At 65.9% G+C, this 18,138-nt stretch carries 12 protein-coding genes and 1 tRNA gene; 5 read left to right on the top strand and 8 right to left on the bottom strand.

Annotation, left to right across the window (positions count from 1 at the left end; all coding sequences use genetic code 11):
• Positions 1-33 precede the first annotated feature (33 nt).
• Positions 34-1,614, bottom strand: coding sequence for a S1C family serine protease (locus tag ABFX29_RS09145; protein WP_152226755.1), 1,581 nt, complete (start codon positions 1,612-1,614; stop codon positions 34-36).
• A 317-nt stretch (positions 1,615-1,931) separates the two neighbouring features.
• Here ABFX29_RS09145 and ABFX29_RS09140 point away from each other — a divergent pair, with 317 nt between their 5' ends.
• Both ABFX29_RS09140 and ABFX29_RS09135 read left to right on the top strand, forming a co-directional pair.
• Entirely contained in the window at positions 1,932-3,974 is a 2,043-nt protein-coding gene (locus ABFX29_RS09140) for a TPM domain-containing protein (RefSeq protein WP_152226754.1), read from the top strand.
• 114 nt (positions 3,975-4,088) lie between these two features.
• Positions 4,089-4,829 carry a PspA/IM30 family protein gene (locus tag ABFX29_RS09135; RefSeq protein ID WP_152226752.1) on the top strand — a complete coding sequence of 247 codons (741 nt, stop codon included), beginning with the start codon at positions 4,089-4,091 and terminating at the stop codon, positions 4,827-4,829.
• A 56-nt stretch (positions 4,830-4,885) separates the two neighbouring features.
• Here the strand turns inward: ABFX29_RS09135 and ABFX29_RS09130 are convergent, their stop codons facing one another.
• From ABFX29_RS09130 to ABFX29_RS09115, 4 genes are all read right to left on the bottom strand, one after another.
• Entirely contained in the window at positions 4,886-5,428 is a 543-nt protein-coding gene (locus tag ABFX29_RS09130) for a DUF6328 family protein (protein WP_246167295.1), read from the bottom strand.
• Between the two features lie 123 nt (positions 5,429-5,551).
• Positions 5,552-5,628 (bottom strand) — tRNA-Met (locus ABFX29_RS09125).
• A gap of 45 nt (positions 5,629-5,673) precedes the next feature.
• The gene (locus ABFX29_RS09120; protein WP_420831117.1) at positions 5,674-8,658 is read right to left on the bottom strand and encodes a UPF0182 family membrane protein; all 2,985 of its coding nucleotides are present in this window, start codon (positions 8,656-8,658) and stop codon (positions 5,674-5,676) included.
• A 242-nt stretch (positions 8,659-8,900) separates the two neighbouring features.
• A complete protein-coding gene (locus tag ABFX29_RS09115) occupies positions 8,901-10,043 on the bottom strand; it encodes a YlbL family protein (RefSeq protein WP_246167294.1) in 1,143 nt (380 codons plus the stop codon).
• A gap of 264 nt (positions 10,044-10,307) precedes the next feature.
• Between ABFX29_RS09115 and ABFX29_RS09110 the strand changes: the two genes are divergently transcribed.
• The gene (locus ABFX29_RS09110) at positions 10,308-11,774 is read left to right on the top strand and encodes a zinc-dependent metalloprotease (protein WP_152226750.1); all 1,467 of its coding nucleotides are present in this window, start codon (positions 10,308-10,310) and stop codon (positions 11,772-11,774) included.
• On the opposite strand, the gene ABFX29_RS09105 is transcribed toward ABFX29_RS09110, so the two are convergent.
• Positions 11,771-12,343, bottom strand: a complete 573-nt coding sequence (locus ABFX29_RS09105) for a M48 metallopeptidase family protein (RefSeq protein WP_152226748.1) — start codon at positions 12,341-12,343, stop codon at positions 11,771-11,773. The two genes, ABFX29_RS09110 and ABFX29_RS09105, sit on opposite strands and share 4 nt — an antisense overlap.
• Before the next feature lie 122 nt (positions 12,344-12,465).
• Here ABFX29_RS09105 and ABFX29_RS09100 point away from each other — a divergent pair, with 122 nt between their 5' ends.
• A complete protein-coding gene (locus ABFX29_RS09100) occupies positions 12,466-13,521 on the top strand; it encodes a ThiF family adenylyltransferase (RefSeq protein ID WP_152226746.1) in 1,056 nt (351 codons plus the stop codon).
• Between the two features lie 38 nt (positions 13,522-13,559).
• Here ABFX29_RS09100 and ABFX29_RS09095 read toward each other — a convergent pair whose 3' ends face one another.
• The gene (locus ABFX29_RS09095; RefSeq protein ID WP_152226744.1) at positions 13,560-15,683 is read right to left on the bottom strand and encodes an ATP-dependent DNA helicase UvrD2; all 2,124 of its coding nucleotides are present in this window, start codon (positions 15,681-15,683) and stop codon (positions 13,560-13,562) included.
• The gene (nudC, locus tag ABFX29_RS09090; RefSeq protein WP_152226742.1) at positions 15,680-16,636 is read right to left on the bottom strand and encodes an NAD(+) diphosphatase; all 957 of its coding nucleotides are present in this window, start codon (positions 16,634-16,636) and stop codon (positions 15,680-15,682) included. The genes ABFX29_RS09095 and nudC overlap by 4 nt, the downstream gene beginning before the upstream one ends.
• Positions 16,637-16,789: 153 nt before the next feature.
• On the opposite strand from nudC, the gene ABFX29_RS09085 reads away from it, so the two are divergent.
• Positions 16,790-18,112: a macrolide 2'-phosphotransferase gene (locus ABFX29_RS09085; RefSeq protein WP_152226740.1), complete on the top strand. Its 1,323-nt coding sequence runs from the start codon at positions 16,790-16,792 to the stop codon at positions 18,110-18,112.
• Positions 18,113-18,138: the final 26 nt, after the last annotated feature.

Here is an 18,138-nt window from a genome sequence, read left to right as displayed (position 1 = left end):
GCGGGGCGGAGTAGTGCGGGGGCCAGTGTGCGGTTACTGCTCTGCTGAGTCTCCGAGGGTTGCCTCGGTGCTCTGGCTCTTCCCGTCCCGCACGTAGTCGATCTTGACCTTCGAACCGGCGGCCTGCATGCGGATAGCCGCGGTGAGGGACTGCGCGTCGGTGATCGGGATGCCGTCCACTGACGTGACTACGTCGCCCTTCTGCAGTCCGGCGCGCGCTGCCGGCGTGCCGCTGGCCGGATTGTCCGCGACCTGCGCTCCAATCGTGAAAGATGACGAGCCGGACCCGGTGGCCGGGGTCACCGAGACGCCCAGGAAACCGTGGGTGGCCGAACCGGTGGAAATGATCTCGTCGGCAACGCGCTGTGCGTAGCTCGCCGGCACGGCGAATCCGACGCCGATGCTGCCGCTGTCCTCACCGCTGGACGTGGAAGACGCCGAAGCGATAGCCACGTTCACGCCAATGACCTCGCCGTCCGTGTTGACGAGCGCACCGCCGGAGTTGCCGTGGTTGATCGCTGCGTCGGTCTGGATCACGTTCAGGTAGATAGAGTTCGAAGCCGCACTCTGGTTCTGGGAGGATCCGTCCGGCGGAGCGAAGCGGAACCCAAAACCGTCATCCTCCGGAGCCGAGTCGGCGTCGGATTCAGGTGCTGCCGAGGACTGCACGCTGATGGTCCGGTTCAGGGTGGAAACAATGCCGTCCGTGACGGTTCCGGCCAGGCCAAGCGGAGCGCCGATGGCCAGCACGGAGTCACCGACGTTCAGGTTGTCCGAATCGCCGAGTGTTGCCGGTGTGAGGTTGTTCGCGTCCACCTTGATCACGGCAAGGTCCGAAAGCGGGTCGGTTCCGACGACGGTGGCCGAGAGCACCCTGCCGTCCTCAGTCTGGACCTCGATGCTGGGGTCGGCAACCGTGCCGCCAAGGGTCACCACGTGCGTGTTGGTCAGGATGTGCCCCTCGTCATCCAGGATGATTCCGGATCCGCTGCCGGAGGAACCCGACCCTGAAACTTCAATGGTCACGACGCTGGGCGATGCCTTCACAGCGGCAGCGGTGATCGCGTTGACGTTGTCCTTGTCGTTGACCACCACAGTGTTGGACTGCCCGGTGGTTCCGGCCGTGGCCGAGCCGTCATCCAGGACGGCGTCTGCCGCGACCGCCACACCTCCGCCGAGGAGTCCGGCAATGAGCATGGCAGTAACAATGGTGCCGGTGCCGTATCGGCGCCGCCCCGCTGCTGCCGGCTGCTGGGGACCCGGGCTGCCGTAATGGCCGCCATAGCCGCCCCCGTAGGGCCCGGCGTTCCCGGACTGGTAGGAGCCTGGCGGATTCTGCGGAGCCGGACCCGCGGCCGCGTTGTAGCCGGCGGTGTGGAAAGCACCGGTAGAAGCCTGTTCCCGGGCGGCGGGCTCCGTCCGGGAGTCTTGCTGCGCGGCCCACGGGCCGCCTGCTTCCGATGCGGGGTGCGCGCCGGAATTCGGGAGGCGGGTGGTGTCCGCTGCGGAGCGGTCCTGGTTCTCCCCCTCCGGAACGGATGACGTCGGCGGGACCGGCGGGCGGGGAGGCAACGGCCGCTGCGGGTCTTCAGTGCCCCCGAGGTGCTCACTCATATGGGCCGTCCTTTCGAAATTTCGGTGTACCCACAAGTATCGACCTATCCACTATGGCAGGGGAGTCTGTGTCCGAGGCACGAGCTTTCTGAATGTCTGCTGGGAATTTCCCGAATGGCCTGTCTTTCGCCGTCGCCGCCGTTGGATCGCCGTCTGCCCTAGTCAAGGGCAATAGTCCGAGGAAACGTACAGAATCATGGGATACGGTTTCGTGGTGGACTGGCTCTCTGGGCGCCCATAGAATCAGAGCCATATCCGCCCGGCAGCCACGAACCCGTGACCCAAGTGCAGCGTACGGACAGACTAAGGATTCATATATGCGGTTGAGGACGAAGCGGTTTGCGGCCGTACTGGCTCTGAGCGCCCTGGCGGTGTTTGCGCCGTCGGCAGCGCACGCCGATTCTCCGGTAACCATTCCCCCGGGCCAGTACCTGGTGGACACCAACGACTCTTTGGGTGCCGGCACCTCGGAAGTGCAGCAGGCAATCAGCGATGTCCAGGAAAGCACCGGCTACACGCTCTATGTGGTGTTCGTTGACAGCTTCACGGACCCCAGCGACCCCACGGCATGGGCACAGGACGTTGTCACCTCCAAGGACATGGGCTCGCGTGAGGCCCTACTGAGCATCGCCACCGAGGAACGCAAGATCGAGGTGGCCACCGGGGACCAGTCCGTCCTGACCGAAGAGCGCCGCAACGCCATGATCGACGCCGCAACCGAGCCGCTGCTGGGGAACCAGGACATCACCTCCCAGGATTGGACGGCAGCGGCAGTCAATGCTGCCCAGTCGCTGGAGGACATTGCCGGCGGCGGAAGCGGTGAAGTATCCAGCGGCGGCAGCAGCCTGGTGCCGGCGTTCGTGGTCGCGGCCGTGGTGCTCGTCGGCGCCTTTGCCGTCTTCTTCCTGGTCCGCAGCCGCTCCGGCAAACGCCGCGCGGTAGCCAGCCGGGAACAGACCGCACCAAAGGATCCCCTGGATGCCATGAGCGTCGCCGACCTGCGCAAGCGGGCCGGGAGCCTGCTCATCGCTGCGGATGACGCCATCAAGTCCAGCGAGCAGGAATTGGCCTTCGCCGCCGCCCAGTACGGGGACGACGCCGTATCCACCTTCACCGACGACCTCGCCGTAGCCCGGGCGCACATGGGCGAATCCTTCAAGATGCAGCAGCAGCTCGATGACGAAATCCCGGACACCGAAGAGCAGCAGCGGACCTGGCTCAAGGACATCATCCGACGGTGCGAGGCTGTCAACGATTCACTGCAGGCCCATAAGGAAGACTTCGACGCGCTTCGGGAACTCGAGCGAAACGCCCCCGCCGCGCTGGCGGCGGCCCAGGACTCCGCTGGGGCAGCCTCGGCTCGGCTGGACTCAGCCCGCGCGGCCCTCGACGGACTCGAAACCCGGTACAGCGACACCGCGCTGGTGAAAGTGCGGGACAACATCGACCAGGCCCGCGAGCGGCTGGCCTTCGTGCAGAACGCAGCAGAGACCGCACAGGAAAAACTCCAGGCCGGAGATACTTCTGCTGCGGTCCTGGCCGTCCGCGCAGCTGAGGAAAGCGTGCACCAGGCAAATGTCCTGCTGGACGCCATTGACCGGACCGGAGCCGGACTTGACTCGGCTGCAGCCGAGCTCGACCGCGCCGTCGCCGACGCCCGCCAAGACCTGGCCCAGGCCCGGGCGTTCTCGCAGGGCGGCGCCCAGCCGGCACTTGCCGGACCAATTGCCGGCGTCGAGCAGGCACTGGATGCGGTTGCGGCCGCCCGCGGCGGCAAGTACGACCCGGTCGACCTGCTGGGACGCCTGGAAGCGGCCAACGCCCAGCTTGATGCATCCCTGGAAGGCCTGCGGGACCGCCAGGAACAGGAACGCCGCGCACGCGACGCCCTCCAGCACACCATCATGTCCGCGCAGGCACAGATCGCCGGCACTTCGGACTACATCCGAGCCCGCCGCGGCGGAGTGGGCAGTGAGGCCCGGACCAGGCTCGCGGAAGCAGAGCGCAACCTGCAGCAGGCCATAGCGCTGCAGTCTTCGGACCCCGTCAGCGCGCTGGCCTATGCCCAGCAGGCCAATGCCCTGGCAGCCCAGGCCTCACAGATGGCCCAGCAGGATGTTGACGGCTTCGGCGGCATGGGCGGCTGGGGCGGAGGCGGAGGCATGTACGGCGGCCGTGGCGGCGGAAGCGGCCTCGGCGGTGCGATTCTCGGCGGAATCCTCATCGACTCCATCCTGCGAGGCGGCTCCGGCGGCGGCGGAGGCTGGGGCGGCGGAGGTTTCGGCGGATTTGGCGGCGGCGGCGGAGGCTTCGGCGGCGGCGGCGGCGGCGGTTTTGGTTCCTCTGGAGGGAACTTCTAGCGGCGTAATATCCCCGGGATTTACCGGTACAGGGTTACTGGCGCACCGAGATTTTGACAGGCTGGCAACAGCACACAACGCAGGTTACTTGCACACATTTTGAAAGGCAGACAGATGGTAAAGCAGTCCATATTCGGGCGGATCGCCCAGCTGGCCAAGGCCAACATCAATTCGCTCCTGGACCAGGCGGAAGACCCCCAGAAGATGCTTGACCAGATGGTCCGCGACTACAGCAACAATATTGCCGAGGCTGAGAGCGCCGTTGCCCAGACCATCGGCAACCTTCGCATGCTCCAGGACGACTACAACGAGGACCTTGAGAACGCCCGCAGCTGGGGCAACAAGGCACTCGCCGCGTCGCGCAAGGCTGACGAGTTCCGTGCCAGCGGCAACACCGCCGATGCGCAGAAGTTCGACAACCTTGCCAAGGTCGCAATCCAGCGCCAGATGGCGTCGGAGAATGAGGCCCGCGGTGCCGAGCCGACCATCGCTTCCCAGGAAGAGATCGTCGAGCGGCTCAAGACCGGCCTGAACCAGATGAAGGACAAGCTCCAGCAGCTGCAGTCCAAGCGCAACGAGCTCATTGCGCGTTCCAGGAACGCTGCGGCGCAGAACCAGATGCACGACGCCATCAAGAGCATCGACGTCATGGATCCCACCTCAGAGGTCGGGCGTTTCGAGGAAAAGATCCGCCGTGAAGAGGCAAAGGTGCGCGGTGCAAATGAGCTTGCTGCCTCCAGCCTCGACGCTCAGTTCGAGTCCCTCGAAGACCTCGGCGAGCAGACCGAGGTAGAAGCACGCCTTGCTGCACTTAAGGCCTCTGCCGCCAACCAGTCGGCAATCGAGCAGAACTAGTTTCCTCATTACCGCAGCAGGCCGGCACCCCATGCGGGTGCTGGCCTGCTGCCGTGTCAGGTGCTGCTTTCGAGTTTCCTGCGAACCGCGAGCCTCCTGCTGCGCTGCGGAACCACGATCCATAGGAGGAGCAGCACCAGTGCGGCTGCACCGGCGGCCACAGCTCCTGCCCAGCCGCCCAGTACGAGGTCGAAAACGAGTCCCAGCGTGCCAATCAGGATCAGCCCCACCAGCACGAGTGTCCAGCGCAGCAGCAGGTCGCTGTTGCGCACCAGCTGGTACTTGATCCGCCGCTGGAAGAAGGACCGGTGCATCACCACGGTGGACATCAGGACAGCGGTCACGAGCACGGAGAGCACCACCAGCGACAGGTAGATTCCCACCTGTATGGGTGAGAGGGTGGTAAACCGCTCTTGGAAAGGCAGCGTCAGCAGGAAGCCGGTAAGGATCTGAATACCCGTCTGCAGTACCCGGAGTTCCTGCAGCAGGTCCGTCCAGTTCCGGTCCAGTTTTTGCAGCGCACTCTCACCGCGGTCCGGGTCGTTCCGGACACGCGGCTCTGGCCTTCCGTTCAACCCCGGATACTGGCGGGCATTCATTCCCGCAGTGTAGTGGAGCCCGGGTTCGTTGGAACCAGTCCCCCAAAGACGGCTAGGGCGGCGCTGATGGGTGCGCTGCCGGCAAAACAAAATCCCCGTCCGGAACCCGGACGGGGATTTTCTTGGTTGCGGGGGCAAGATTTGAACTTGCGACCTCTGGGTTATGAGCCCAGCGAGCTACCGAACTGCTCCACCCCGCGGCGTGTTATCTATCTTACCCGCCGCGGGGTTGAGCTGCAAACCGGCTACTCTCCTGAGCCCTCGTTCCCGCCATCCTCTGCACCGGCGTCGCCCGAAGCGGCACCCGCTGCCGCGCCGGCCATCTTGTCCTGCGCAGCGATAGCCCGCTGGATCGCGGCGTTCAGCTTGTCCTGCGCTGCACCATAGGCTGCGAAGTCGCCATTCGCCAGCGCTTCCTGGCCTTCCTGGATTGCAGCACCTGCGTCGGACAGTGCAGTTTCCAGGTCTGCCTGGGCCGTGGTCTCCACGGGCGGGGCACTGGGATCAACCGGCGTCTCGCCAACATTCTCCTGGTCGCCGGTAACGGCTCCAGAGTCACCGCCGAAGACCTGGTCGAGTGCTTCGTCCAGGGTTGGGGCGAAGCCAACCTTTTCGCCGAAGTTCACCAGCACGCGCTGGAGCGTCGGGTAGGAGGAGGCGCCGGAGGACTGGACGTAGACGGGCTGCACGTAGAGCATGCCGCCGCCAACGGGCAGGCTGAGCAGGTTGCCGTTGATGACTTCGGAGGCACCCTGGCGCAGCAGGTTCAGCGCGTTGGAAACTGTCGGATCCGAGTTGAACCGGTTCTGTGCCTGACCGGGGCCGGGCACAGCCGTATCAGTCGGGAGCTCAAGCAGGCGCAGCGTTCCATAGGACTCCGCCTTCTCGCCGTCCGTGCCGGTCCCTGCGTCAGCATCAGCGGCGAGGAAGCCGTAGAGCACGTTGCGGGCTTCACCGTTCTGGCTGACAAACGGGATGAACGGCGTCGTCAGGGAGAATGCCGGGCTGTCCTGGCCGGGCATCTGCAGCGAGAGGTAGTACGGCGGCTGCTTGACGTCGGAGTTCGTCCGGGTCGGGTCGGACGGAACGGACCATGCGTCGTCGTTCTTGTAGAAGGACTCTGCATCGGTGACGTGGTAGCGGCCCATAAGCTCACGCTGGACCTTGAACTGGTCCTCCGGGTAGCGCACGTGAGCCATCAGGTCTGCTGACATGTCGCTGTACGGCTTCAGCGTGGACGGGAAGACATCCTGCCAGGCCTTCAGCAGCGGGTCCTCGTCGTCCCAGGCATACAGGGTGACGGAACCGTCGTAGGCATCAACAGTCGCCTTCACGGCGTTGCGGATGTAGTTCACCCGGTCTGCCGGCAGTGCTGCGGAGGCTCCGCCGGTCAGGGAATCGGTGGTTGCCGAAGCAAGCTCCTGCTGCGTGGAGTACGGGAAGTAACGGCTGGTGGTGTAGCCGTCCACGATCCACTTCACGCGTCCGTCAACAACGGCCGGGTAGGCGTTTCCATCCACGGTCAGGTACGGAGCCACCTTCTCGACGCGTTCGCGGGGATCGCGGTCGTAGAGGATCTGGGATTCTTCGTTGACGAAGTCCGAGAGCAGCAGTTCCGTGGACTGGAACTTGATGGCGTAGACAAGCTGGTTGAAGAGGTTGCCCACACTCGGTCCGCCGTCGCCGGAGAAGGTGGTCTGGGTGTCGTCCTCCGCGTTGCCGGTCTGCGGGCGGTCGATTTCGACCGGCGCAGTGTCTTCGGGAGCACCGACCACGGAGTAGTCCGGGGAAGACTCGCCAAAGTACACCCGGGGCTCGTAGTCGCCCAGCACACCCGTTGAGGGGATGCCGGATTCCATGAAGCTGGGCTTGCCGTCAGCCTGCACCGTTGAACCGCGGGCTGCGACGACGCCGTAGCCGTGCGTGTAAAGGATGTGCTCGTTCACCCAGCCATCGGGAACGCCGTTGATGTTCAGTTCACGAACGGCGATGACGGTGTCCTGGATGTCGCCCTCTACGTCGTAGCGGTCAACGTTCAGGGTTTCCGGGAACTGGTAGTACTGGCGGAACTGCTGGAGCTGGCCGAACGCGTCCGAAACGACATTCGGGTCCAGGAGACGGATGTTCGCGGTGGTTCCGGCGTCGGCAGCCAGGGCCCCGGCGTTGGCATCAACCGTGGCGTCGTAGTCGATCACTTCGGTGTCGGCCAGTCCGTAGGCTTCGCGCGTCATGTCGATGTTGCGCTGGATGTACTCACGCTCAAGCGTCTGCTCCGAGGGAACGACCTGGTAGCGCTGCACGATCCAGGGGTACACGCCGCCGGCAACGATGGCGGTGATCACGAGCATCGCCGTGCCGATGATGGGCAGGCGCCAACGGCCGATGATGGCCGACAGGATGAACAGCAGGGCAACGATCACCGAGGCGACCGCAAGGATCGCCTTGGTCGGGATGACGGCGTTGACGTCCGTGTACAGGGCGCCGGTCCAGGAACCTGAAGTGCTCAGGAGCGTGTTGTACCGGTCAAGCCAGAAGTTCACGGCCTGCAGCAGCAGGAAGGAAGCGGCAATGACGGCAATGTGGATGCGTGCCGGGCGGCTAACGAAGACGCCCTTCTCCTCCAGGCGGATACCGCCGTAGAGGTAGTGGGTGAGAAGTCCGGCGATACCGCTGATGACGACGACGGAGATCAGGAAGCCCACAATGAAGCCGATGAACGGCAGCGTGTTCAGGTAGAAGCTGTAGTCCATGTTGAACTCGGGGTCAGTCTGCCCGAAGTCCTTGCGGTTGAAGAACAGCAATGCCTGTTCCCACATGGCCATGGCAGCCGTGCCGGCAAATCCGCCGACCACAACCGGGATGCCGATCATCAGGAGCTTGCGCACCGGCTCAAGCTGGGCCTGGTAGCGGTTCAGGTTGTCCTGCAGCGCACTGTCCGGTGCGTAGATCGGCCGGGAGGAATAAGCGGCACGGATGCTGAAGTAAACACAGACGGACATGACCACGAAGGCCGCCGCAAAGAGGGCGATCCGGGTCAGGTTTTCCTTGATGAAGACCTCAAGGAAGCCAAGCTGGTTGTACCAGAGCACGTCAGCGTAGACCTGGGAGAAGTAGACAAACCCGATCACCAGTACGGCTACGACGATCAGGGTGGCAATCAGCGGGCTGCGCCGCCGACGGGTGGTGCTGGGGCTCGGTCGGGAGAATGGGCCATTAGGTCCGGAAGTCACAGTTACCTCATCGTTCGGTACGTCGGCTCACGGCACCTGCGAACAGCTCGGCGAGTTCGGATCCGCTGCCTCGGTTTCAAAGCAACCAACGACCCCTGTGTCCGACGGCCTGCCCGTTTCTTGCCGTGGCTCCTTATTCTGCCCTGTTAATCCCGCGCACTGCCACTTATAAGGCACCAGAGAGCGAACCTTATTAGGATCGTGATTCGATCCGGCGCGTTGCCGTGCAGCTGCCGGGTGCCTCAGCTGCCGTCCGTGCAGCGTGCCAGGCCGTCCGCACTGTTCCCCGCAGCAAGCGTCTCTACAGCGGTGAGGGCCTGTTCGAGAGTCTCGACGCTGACTACCTCCAGCCCTTCGGGGATGTTTCCGGCGACGTCGTCGCAGTTGGCTTTGGGCGCCAGGAAGAACTCCGCGCCGGCGGCTGCGGCACCAACCATTTTCTGTTCGATGCCGCCGATCGGCCCAACCTGCCCGTCGGCGTCGATGGTTCCGGTGCCGGCGAAGTTCCGTCCCTGCGTCAGCTCCCCCGGGGTCAGCTTGTCGATGATTCCCAGGGCGAACATCATGCCGGCGGAGGCGCCTCCGACGTTTTCAAGGGCGATTGCGACGTCGAACGGGAAGGTGAAGTCGATGCTCAGGTATGCGCCCATCTGGTAGGTGCCGTTCTCCCCCAGCGTCGGAGTGACCTCCAGCGTCTGCTCTGTCCCGTCCCGGCGGACGGTGATCCGGGCCGGCGCGCCTTCCGTCTCATTCAGGGATTCCCGCAGGGACTCAACACCGGTCACTTCTGTGCCGTCCACTGAGAGGAGAATGTCCCCTGTCTCCAGGATTCCCTCCGCGGGTGCGTCTTCCATGATGCCGGCGACGGAAAGTTCCTCGGTGAAGGGAATCCCCAGCTCGTCCAGGGCAGCGGCCACTGCTGACTCCTGCGAGGACGTCATGGCGGCTGCGTTGCCTTCCTGGATTTCCCCGCGTGTGGTTCCGGGAGGATAAACGAAGTCCACCGGCAGCACGGCGTCCTCGGGATTGAGCCAGGACGCGACGACCTCGCCCATGTTCACGGCGCCGTTGGGTCCCCCGGAAACAAACACCGTGGTCAGCGCCAGTTCGCCGGCAGTCGGGTAGGTCTGTTCGCCGTCGATGGTGATGAGCGGGCTGTCACCAATTTCCCCGATCGTGTTGAAAGTGGGGCCGGGCGACTCCAGGACGTACGGAGCCGGAATTACCAGCCCGGCAGCACCCAGGACCAGCGCGGTTCCACCGGTGATCAGCAGGGCGCGCCTGCGCGGCGAGCGCCGCGCAGGGTGCGCAGCCGTGGAGGGGATGCCGCTGCCGGCAGCCTCCGGCTCGTTTCCGGCGGAGGATTCATCGTTCGGGGAACGCAATCGGCTGTCCTTTCCTGCGACGCCTGGCCGGGGGCCGGGCCGGGCGCCGGGTAGTGGAAGATGCTTCAACGCCGTGGAACGCCCGGCTAAGCCCGGCCCCGCACGATGTCTTGGGCCATTCTCCCACGTGCTCCTTTGCCAACAGCGAACGGATCCTGCGAATGCGGGACAGTGCCCCGCCCGTGCCGGTAACGTGGGAATCCACGCAGCCGGTGACCCACTGGCTGCCAATGCACTAGAACTTCCACAGGACCGGTGGTACCCATGAGCTCAAATCCCTCTGACCCAGGGGACACTCCCCAGGATCCGCTGTCCGAGATGCTGGCCCGCCTCTTTGGCGGCGGCCAGGCCGGCGGCATAGATCCGCAGGAGCTGGCCAAGGCAGCCGGACTTCCCTCGGATCCCAATGCCATGGCCATGATTTTCCAGCAGGTCCAGGCTATGTTCAGTGCCCCCTCTGAAGGACCGGTCAACTGGCAGCTGGCCAAGGACAATGCCCGGCGTGTCGCCGCTGCGGGGGGCGATCCCTCCGTGACGCCGGGACAGGCGAAGGAAGTGGACGAAGCCCTCCATGTTGCACAGATGTGGCTTGATCCGGTGACCGACTTCCCCTCAACCACCAGCCTTGGCAGGGCGTGGTCCCGCGCCGAGTGGGTGGAGGCCACGATGGACTCCTGGCGCCGGCTCACCGAGCCCGTGGCCGTGAGCATCTCGCAGGCCCTGTCCAACGCCATCACCACCCAGATGCCCGAAGAGATGAAATCCATGATGGGCGGCGCTTCTTCCATGCTGGCAAACATGGGCGGCGCTATGTTCGGCATCCAGCTGGGCCAGGCAGTCGGCGCGCTGTCACGGGAAGTGCTGAGCTCCACCGACATTGGCCTCCCCCTCGCCGAGGGCACCATGGCGCTGCTCCCCTCCAACGTCACTGCATTCGGCGAGGGCCTGGATGTCCCTGCGGCCGAGGTACGCCTCTACCTTGCGGTCCGCGAAGCGGCCCATGCCCGGCTGTTCGCCCACGCACCCTGGCTTGCCCCGCACCTGTTCGGAATCATCGAGAGTTACGCACGCGGCATCCACATCGACATGTCCAAGATCGAAGACGTAGCCCGGGACATTGATCCGGCCAATCCCGAATCCATCCAGGAGGCTCTGGCCGGCGGTGTCTTCCAGCCCGAGCGCACCCCGGCACAGGCCGCTGCACTCGAACGGCTGGAAACCGCCCTGGCACTGGTTGAGGGCTGGGTGGACGAGGTCACCGCTGCGGCAACATCGAACCTGCCCTCCGCGGAAGCGCTGCGGGAGATGATCCGCCGCCGCCGCGCCAGCGGCGGTCCGGCGGAGCATACTTTCGCGTCCCTGGTGGGCCTGGAACTGCGGCCGCGCCGGCTGCGGGATGCTTCAGCCCTTTGGGCGCTCCTGCGCGAAGAACGCGGCATCGACGGACGTGACGCAATCTGGCAGCACCCGGATCTGATGCCAACGTCCGAGGACCTTGATGATCCGGCTGGTTTCAGCAAGCGGCGGGAGCTGCTCGATGCCTCGGATTCCGACGTCGACGCCGCCCTGCGCCGCCTGCTCGAGGGCGGATTCAACGAGCCTCCCGCGGACGAAGCCGCCGAAGACAGCGGTTCCGGTGCCTCGTCCGGGAACGGACCGGAAACCGGGGAAGACTCCGGCGACGATGAGACCGGCGGCGAAGATCCAGGGAAAGGCGGGCCCTCCGCCTAGTCCTCGGCCATTTCACCCTTAAGTCCGCGGGCACTGGCATAGGCCGCCCCGGACAGATAGGCCTTCGCCGTCTCCGTGTGCGGGTAGGACTCAAGCAGCCGCCAGAACTTCGGTCCGTGGGACGGCTCAAGCAGGTGTGCGAGCTCGTGCAGCAGCACGTAGTCCACTACCCACCCGGGCATGCCAATCAGCTTGTCCGAGAGCCTGATCGTCCCGCGCGAGGGGGTGGCCGAACCCCAGCGTGAGTTCTGGTTCCCCACCCAGCGCACCGATACGGGCCGTGCGGCGCCTTTGAGGTAGCGCCGGGACAATTCTGCGGCGCGCTCCGCCAGCCCTGAGTCGGCCTCTGCCGGGTCGGCAGCCGGCGGCGCCGCGGCCCGGCTCTCCAGCTTGTCCACCATCCGCTGTACCCACTCCGCTTCCTGCGTCTTCGTGAAGTGTGCAGGAATGGATACGACGGCGACGCCGTCCCGGAACACGGCGTTCACCGTCCTTTTCCGGCGTGCCGAACGCCGCACTTCAATGGGCAATCCGGCGCGTGTGGTGGCTGGAACGGACGGAGAAGGCATGTGTCCACATTATTCTCCCCGGCTCCCCCTTCGGAAACCTGTGGAAAACTCCCTCGCGCCGGCCCTGTGCGTGCTTACATGGTGCCCCGGCACACGCACATCCCAGACCGAAGGAGACCGGCATGCGGATCAACCCGGGCATCTACGTCCTGGACCTCGGTCCAGACCGCCGGCAGTTTGGACTTGGCGCAGGAGCCCTGCTGCTGGCCGGCCTGACCGACGGGGACCACGCCTTCATCAACGCCCTGCGAAAGGGAGTGCCTGACGGCGAGGAAGCGGCAGCCGGGGCAGAGGCCGGGCTGGGCGAGCAGCGGCAGGAACAGTTGCTCCAGGTACTGGCGCCCGTGCTCCTGGCCCAGCCGGGCAGCCGCCGGCTCCTTCCGCCGCTGCGGGAGGAAAGGCTGCGCCCCGACGTCGAACGTCTTTCCGCCGTTTACGGCCGGGATGCGCTGGATCCGCTCGCCCTGCGCGGCGCCGCCGTCGTGGAGCTGCTTGGCCTTGGCCGGTGCGGAGCGCTTGCCGCCCGGATCCTGGCTGCCGCCGGGGTGGGCACCATACTGCTGGGCGACCCGGCCGTCGTCTCCCCCAGCGACGTCGGCCCGGCCTATGCCATGACTGACATCGGCATGCCGCGCTACCAGGCCGTGAAGCGGCAGCTCTACCGAATCGATCCCACAGTGCGCGTCCTGCAGGTCCCCTGGCCGGAGGGCGGTGCGCGGACCGCCGTTGATCTCACCATCCTGGTCTCGGACCAGCCCGCGCCGCGGAATGCACTGCCCGGAGACAGGCTCGAACAGCCGCACCTGGCAGTGTCGGTCCAGCAATACGGCTATCAGGTGGGGCCGCTGGTGGTCCCCGGATCAACGCCGTGCCTGAGCTGCCTGGACCGGCACCGGGGCGACTCCGACCCGGGATGGTATGCGTCGGCGGCCGCACTGTCTCCCGATGCCCGGGAACCGGTCGGGGGCGCAGGTCCCGGCGGCGAGGAGACGGCATCAGCGGCACTGGCAGCTGCTGCTGCGTCCGGGCAGGCGCTGTGTTTCATTGACGGGGTTGCCCAGCCCGTCACGTGGTCCGGGGTACTCCAGCTGCGCGCCGCTGACGGATACCTGGGACTGGAAGAAATCGGATTCCATCCAGCCTGCGGGTGCAGGCTGCAGTCCGCGGCAGCGGCGTAAGGCCGTTGCAGGCTGGCGGCAACCGCCAGCCTGCATGGTCAGAGCTGCGGACTTTGGGCCAGCACCTGCAGGACGGCCTCGCCGTAGCGCTCCAGCTTTGACGGCCCAACCCCGGGCAGCGTGGCAAGCCTGTTCAAGGTTGGCGGCTTGTCTTCGGCAATGGCCACCAGGGTAGCGTCAGTGAAGACTACAAAGGCCGGTACCCCCGCTTCGGCGGCGGCCTCCCGCCGCCACTCACGCAACGCCTCGAAGGTGGCTTCGTCATAGGTCGCCGGGCAGTCCCCGCAGCGGCCCATCTTGCGCTCGGCGCCGCTGGTGAGCAGTGAACCGCAGACGCGGCACTTGGCCGGACCAGTGACTTTCTTCCGGGCGGGCCTTGCCTGCCGGGGCGAACCTGCGTCGCGCGCAGTGTTCGGCCGCAGCCCGTCCAGGAACCGGGAAGGCTTGCGGTTGGCCCTGCCGCCGGGTGTGCGTGCCGTTGACCAGGAGAGGGAGAGATGCACCCGTGCGCGGGTGATGCCCACGTAAAGCAGGCGCCGTTCCTCATCAACGGCTTCGGGCGTGTCCGCGAAGGAGATCGGCATCAGGCCCTCGCTCAGGCCGACCAGGAAAACGGCGTCCCACTCCAGGCCCTTCGCAGAATGCAGGCTGGCCAAGGTTACGCCCTGCACCTTCGGAGCATGCTGGGCCGCAGCCCGCTCCTCGAGTTCGGCCGTGAAGTCAGCCAGTGTGAAGATGCTGTCCGGATCCTGGGTCCGGTTGGCGTGGAGTTCGTCCGCGAGGGCGACCAGGGCCGCCAGGGATTCCCACTTCTCCCGGGTTGCGCCTCCGCCGGTGGGCGGGTCCGCCGTGTAGCCGAGGTTGGCCAGGATGTCCCGGACCAGCTGCGGCACGGGTTCGCTGCCCACTGAACGAGCGGCGGCACGCAGCTGCAGCATGGCATCCCGGACTTCGCGGCGGGCGAAGAAGCGTTCTCCGCCCCGAAGCTGGTAGCCGATTCCAGCACTGGCCAGGGCCTGCTCGTAGGCTTCCGACTGCCCGTTCGTCCGGAACAGGACGGCAACCTGGCTGGCTTCCACGCCGTCGTCGAGCAGCTTGCGGATGCGTCCGGCAACGTATGCCGCCTCAGCTTCGTCATCGGAGCATTCAGTGAAGACCGGCTCGGGGCCGGCGGGGCGCTGGGCAATGAGTTCCAGCGGTTCAGGCCACGGAGGGGCGTTCCGCGAGCGCTCCCCTTCGGCGGTCCGGGCTGCCAGGATGCGGTTCGCGAGGTTCACCACCTGCGGCGTCGACCGGTAGTCACGCACCAGTTTCACTACCTCTGCACCGGGGAAGCGGTGGGTGAACTCCAGCAGGTGCCGCGATGTTGCACCGGTGAAGGAGTAGATGGTCTGGCTCGCATCGCCCACGACGCAGAGTTCCTCGCGCTCCCCCAGCCACAGGTCAAGCAGGCGCTGCTGGAGCGGGGACACGTCCTGGTACTCGTCAACCACAAAGTGGCGGTACTGGTCCCGGACGGTGGCCGCTACCCGCTGGTCCTCCTGGAGGATGCCCACGATGATCAGCAGGACGTCCTCAAAGTCGATGACGTTGCGGTCCACCTTGACGTCCTCGTAGGACTGGAAGATCCGGGAAACGGTGGTGAGGTCGAAACCTGCAGGAGCATCCCTGCCGGCGGCGGCACGGACATAGCTGTCAGGAGTGAGCATAGAGACTTTGGCCCACTCGATTTCGGCAGCAACATCGCGGATGGCCGCGCGGTCAGTGGAGAGGCGGAGCCGGCGTGCAGCCTCCGCGATGAGCTGGGCCTTGTGGTCCAGCAGCCCGGGCAGCGGACCGCCGACCGTCTGCGGCCAGAAATACTGCAGCTGCTTCAGGGCCGCGGCGTGGAAGGTCTTAGCCTGCACCCCGCCGGCGCCGAGGTCCCGCAGGCGGGTCCGCATTTCCGCCGCTGCGCGGGCGGTGAAGGTAACGGCCAGCACTTGCTGCGGCTTGTAGAGCCCGGAGTGGACGCCGTAGGCCATACGGTGCGTGATGGCCCGGGTCTTGCCGGTGCCGGCGCCGGCCAGGACACAGAGCGGGCCGGTCAGTGAAGTGGCAACTTCCCGCTGCTCGTCGTCCAGCCCCGCGAGGATGCGGGCCTCGAGCGTGTCTACGCTCATTCCCCGGCCTCCGGTTCCGGAACGGGCCCGCCGTACCAGCGGTCGATCAGGTTCCGGGCTATCGAGATGGAGGACGGTATGCCGACTTCCCCTGCCGCCACCGCGTCGGTGAGTTCCTTCCGCGTGAACCAGCGGACGTCAGCCATTTCGACGCCGTCGGCCTGCGGTTCGGTGCCGTCAGCTTCGGCGCAGAATCCCATCATCAGCGAACACGGGAACGGCCACGGCTGGGATCCCAGGTACTGCGGATTCCTGACCACGACGGCGGATTCCTCCGCGACTTCGCGGATCACCGCTGCTTCCAGGGACTCCCCGGGTTCGACGAAGCCGGCGAGAGTCGAATAGCGGTTTCCCGGCCATGCAGCGGCACGACCCAGCAGGATCCGGTCCGAGGGATCCGTTACCGCCACGATGATGGCGGGGTCCGTGCGCGGAAAGTGCTGGCTGCCGTCCTCGACGCAGCGGCGGACCCAGCCGCCCTGTTCCATCCGGGTAGGGGCGCCGCAGCGCGGGCAGTGGGTATGCGTGGCGTGCCAGTTGGCAACAGCGCATGCCTCAACAAACAGCCCGGCGTCCAGCGAGCCAAGGGTGACCGCGACGTCGCGCAGGCCAGCCCACCGGGAGCCGCCGCGTTCCATGGCGGGGTCGGTCTCAGGCATGGTCACCATGACAATGTCCGCGCCCGCGGGAACCGAACCGTCCTCCAGCGTGCGGCCCAGATAGACGGGTTCCTCGCCGAACCCCTCCGGGCCAACAGGGTCCAGGACCAGCGTGTCCTCCCGCACCAGGGCCTTGCCCCGGGCGAAATACATAACGCGGGTAGTTTCCAGGGCCCGAATGTTCTCGAAAAGGTCCTCGGAGGTCCTGCGCTCACTGCCGCGGTCGATGGCGCCCCGCGCAAGCGGCAGCCGTCCAAGCTGCGGGGACTCTGGCGTGCGTAACGGACTGCTCATACCCCTACCGTACTTACTTCGGGAGCCCAATCAGAAAGCCGTCCGCTGCCGGTGGATACCGGAGCGCCGAACCCTGAGTTTTTCCTCACGCTCTTCCGACTCGCCGGGTGCCTATAGGTTACTCCCAACACATCTGCCCCTACGGTTAAAGGTGTGAAACGCACACCCATGGAATTGGCAGCCCTGGCCAGCGCCGCCGTACCGGCGCTGGCGCTTACCGGCGTCGCCGGTTCGCCCGACGACGCCGCGGATTTCGATTCCGCGCTCCTAGTGGACGACGCCGGCAAGCAGTGGCGGGTGCGTTCGCCCAAGCATGTTGAAGCCAGCATGCGCCTGGAGACCGAGCTCCTGGTCCTGCGCGCTTTTGTCCCCGGCGTCCGCGCAGAACTGCCGTTCGCCCTTCCCTACGTTGCAGGCACCGTCCGCCAGGGACAGCTGTGCACCTTTGTGTATTCCCACCTGCCTGGCTCCACCCGGGACATCGACGAACTTTCCGGCGGCGGTGCCGAACTGGCAGCTGACATTGGCCGCACCATGGCTGCGATCCATGCCCTGCCGCAGGCCCTGGTGAACAACGCCGACCTGCCCAGTTACACAGCCAATGAGTTCCGCCAGCGCAAGCTCAACGAACTCGATCAGGCTGCTACGACGGGCAAGATCCCCGCTACCCTGCTTCGCCGCTGGGAACACGCGCTGGAAGACGTGGCACTGTGGCGCTTCAGCCCCACCGTGGTTCACGGAGACCTGCATGAGGACAACCTGCTGGTTTCGGGCGGACGGATCAGCGCAGTAAACGGCTGGACCGACTTGCGGATTGGCGATCCGGCCGACGACTTCGCCTGGCTGATCGCAGCCAACAACTCCGATTTCACGGACACGGTCCACAACGCGTACATCGAGGCGAGGCCCGACGCCGTCGATCCCCACCTGATCCGGCGGGCTGCCCTGTCTGCGGAGTTCGCGCTGGCCCAGTGGCTGGTTCGGGGCATCGCCGCCGAGAACCGGTCAATGGTCGAAGAAGCCGAAGAGATGCTGGCCACCCTGGAGGCGGACATCCTCGACCAGGAGGCCGCGGATGCTGCTGAAGCTGAGGTTGAGGCTGCTGCCGCCGAGTCCCGGGTTTCACTTTCCGCAGTGCCTGCCGCGGCCCCAAACCTGTCCACCGGAGCAACTGCCGCCGTTCCGGGTCCGGCCGCCCCGTCAGGCAGCGAAGGACGCGGCAAGGTGAGCGTTGCTCCCATTCCGGAGACGGAACCGGAAGCAGATGAAGTTCAGACCCAGGTCAGCTCCAATGACCCTGCGTCTTTCGAAACCGGCAGCGCCACTGTTGACGCCGAGCCCGCTACATCCGCAATTCCGCTGATTGCCGCCAGCCCAGGCACCGGCGTAGACGCGGACCCGGACCGCGGGCACGGCAGCACAACCGCCGAGGACGCCAAGGACGCCAAGGACGCCAAGGACGCCAAGACACCTTAGGCCGCGCCGGTTTTAGAATCCCTCCC

The organism is Arthrobacter gandavensis (assembly GCF_039528575.1).
In the GTDB taxonomy this organism is placed as follows: Bacteria; Actinomycetota; Actinomycetes; order Actinomycetales; family Micrococcaceae; genus Arthrobacter_B; species Arthrobacter_B citreus_B.
The sequence above is the reverse complement of the archived record's forward strand: the minus strand, read 5'-3'. Positions and strand labels throughout refer to the sequence as shown.

Bases quoted from the DNA above. Each gene is read 5' to 3' on its own strand.
- ABFX29_RS09145 (WP_152226755.1), bottom strand. From the start codon at position 1,614: ATGAGTGAGCACCTCGGGGGCACTGAAGACCCGCAGCGGCCGTTGCCT.
- ABFX29_RS09140 (WP_152226754.1), top strand. From the start codon at position 1,932: ATGCGGTTGAGGACGAAGCGGTTTGCGGCCGTACTGGCTCTGAGCGCC.
- ABFX29_RS09135 (WP_152226752.1), top strand. From the start codon at position 4,089: ATGGTAAAGCAGTCCATATTCGGGCGGATCGCCCAGCTGGCCAAGGCC.
- ABFX29_RS09130 (WP_246167295.1), bottom strand. From the start codon at position 5,428: ATGAATGCCCGCCAGTATCCGGGGTTGAACGGAAGGCCAGAGCCGCGT.
- ABFX29_RS09110 (WP_152226750.1), top strand. From the start codon at position 10,308: ATGAGCTCAAATCCCTCTGACCCAGGGGACACTCCCCAGGATCCGCTG.
- ABFX29_RS09105 (WP_152226748.1), bottom strand. From the start codon at position 12,343: ATGCCTTCTCCGTCCGTTCCAGCCACCACACGCGCCGGATTGCCCATT.
- ABFX29_RS09100 (WP_152226746.1), top strand. From the start codon at position 12,466: ATGCGGATCAACCCGGGCATCTACGTCCTGGACCTCGGTCCAGACCGC.
- ABFX29_RS09095 (WP_152226744.1), bottom strand. From the start codon at position 15,683: ATGAGCGTAGACACGCTCGAGGCCCGCATCCTCGCGGGGCTGGACGAC.
- nudC (WP_152226742.1), bottom strand. From the start codon at position 16,636: ATGAGCAGTCCGTTACGCACGCCAGAGTCCCCGCAGCTTGGACGGCTG.